Source organism: Sodalis-like endosymbiont of Proechinophthirus fluctus, from assembly GCF_001602625.1.
In the GTDB taxonomy this organism is placed as follows: Bacteria; Pseudomonadota; Gammaproteobacteria; order Enterobacterales; family Enterobacteriaceae.
This window is the reverse complement of sequence record NZ_LECR01000021.1, coordinates 1-2,278: the sequence shown is the minus strand read 5'-3', so window position 1 is coordinate 2,278 and position 2,278 is coordinate 1. Positions and strand designations below refer to the sequence as shown.

Genomic DNA, 2,278 nt, shown 5'->3' with positions numbered 1-2,278 from the left:
TACCAGGGTATCTAATCCTGTTTGCTCCCCACGCTTTCGTACCTGAGCGTCAGCCCTCGTCCAGGGGGCCGCCTTCGCCATCGGTATTCCTCCAGATCTCTACGCATTTCACCGCTACACCTGGAATTCTACCCCCCTCTACGAGACTCTAGCCTGCCAGTTTCAAATGCCGTCCCCAGGTTGAGCCCGGGGATTTCACATCTGACTTAACAGACCGCCTGCGTACGCTTTACGCCCAGTAATTCCGATTAACGCTCGCACCCTCCGTATTACCGCGGCTGCTGGCACGGAGTTAGCCGGTGCTTCTTCTGCGGGTAACGTCAATCAATGGCGCTATTAACGCCATTGCCTTCTTCCCCGCTGAAAGTGCTTTACAACCCGAAGGCCTTCTTCACACACGCGGCATGGCTGCATCAGGGTTTCCCCCATTGTGCAATATTCCCCACTGCTGCCTCCCGTAGGAGTCTGGACCGTGTCTCAGTTCCAGTGTGGCTGGTCATCCTCTCAGACCAGCTAGGGATCGTCGCCTAGGTGAGCCATTACCCCACCTACTAGCTAATCCCATCTGGGTTCATCCGATGGTGTGAGGCCTAAAGGTCCCCCACTTTGGTCTTGCGACATTATGCGGTATTAGCTACCGTTTCCAGTAGTTATCCCCCTCCATCGGGCAGATCCCCAGACATCACTCACCCGTCCGCCGCTCGCCGGCAAAGAGGAAAGCCTCTTCCCGCTGCCGCTCGACTTGCATGTGTTAGGCCTGCCGCCAGCGTTCAATCTGAGCCATGATCAAACTCTTCAATTAAAAGCTTGATGTTCAAAGAATTAAAACTGGTATTCGTATGAATATTCGTTTGTTCACTCTTCTTCAAGACTTGATATTTCGTGTGTCGATATCGTCTCGTGAATGCCCACACAGATTGTCTGATAAATTGTTAAAGAGCGTAAACCGGGAGGTATTTTCCCTACTGGTGCGGGTGGCGTATACTACAATTTTCCTCTTTATAATAAACCTGTTATTTTCCAGTAGTGGGACACCTTCCTCTAGCTGATCCGGTTATGTTCCCGGCCAGTGAAGACGCATTATAGGGCCTTCACTGACGGTGACAAGCGCTAATGCAAAATAAGTTTTAACTGCGATAAATTAAACGAATCGCTCTTTTTTCGTCGCCTGTTTATTCATAAGAACCTGTTTTTCAGTCAACTCTAATGCCTAACGCCGACGGATTGACAATTCTTTTTTGGCCCGCCGACGAAATGTTCTCTCCGGCGGCGGGGTGCGAGCACAGGGTAAGGCTGTCGTCGCGATTGCTAATAAGGAGAAGAGAGACAAAACGCCAGTGGCTTAGGTGCAAAAGGTGAGAGCAGCACGATGGGAATCGGATGGATTAACGCCTTGTCCTAGTCCAATTGACATTGTCCTTTATTAGGACAGGACCTGGCTGTTACTCTTAGAGCGTAAGCTTTTCCAAAGATCCGAAACCATAGTGCGTCAATGCCGGCATCAGCGCCGCCGCCTGCGGCGTGGTGGCAAGACAGTAGGCCCTATTCGGCCCCGCCTCGCCCTGTAGGCCGCTGACATCTATCTCATGCTCTACCAGCCAGGCGGCGCGACGGGCAATGGCTAAGCCAGAATCGACCAAGCGGGTGCCTTCCGGTAGTATCGACTGTAATTCCTGGCTTAGCAAGGGAAAATGGGTACAGCCAAGCACGACCGTGTCGGGGAGCTCCACCGCTCTTAACCAGGGATGTAGGAGTTTACGCAGCACCGGCAGCGGCACCATTTCGCCGTGCAGCTTAGATTCCGCCATATCCACCAATTCGATAGTACCCAATTGCAAAATTTGGCAATCGCCGGCGAATTGACTGATCAGATCGTGAGTATAGCTGCGCTGTACGGTAGCACGCGTCGCCAGTAGCCCTACGATGCCATTGCGGGTTAGCTGCGCCGCCGGTTTGATGGCCGGTACCACACCGATGATAGGGCAAGGAAAACGCTCGCGCAACGCCGGCAACGAAATCGTGCTGGCGGTATTACAAGCAACAATGACTATATTGGGCTTCCGCAGCTGCCACATCATGCCAACGATAGCGATGACCCTATCGACAATGAACTGCTCCGGCTTCTCCCCATAAGGGAAAGCTTCATTATCAAACACATACAGATAATGGGCATCAGGCAACGTTTGCCTGACCTCATCATAAATCGATAGCCCCCCTACGCCGGAATCAAAGACAAGAATAGTGGGCCGTTTAGCGGTGCTGCCATTATAAAGCAGTG

At 52.3% G+C, this 2,278-nt stretch carries 1 protein-coding gene and 1 rRNA gene; both read right to left on the bottom strand.

The features are described 5' to 3' along the window. Positions 1-802, bottom strand: a 16S ribosomal RNA gene (locus BG74_RS02285); the annotation flags it as partial. Between the two features lie 646 nt (positions 803-1,448). Then, positions 1,449-2,276: a glutamate racemase gene (gene murI / locus BG74_RS02280; RefSeq protein WP_066596300.1), complete on the bottom strand. Its 828-nt coding sequence runs from the start codon at positions 2,274-2,276 to the stop codon at positions 1,449-1,451. Positions 2,277-2,278 lie beyond the last annotated feature (2 nt).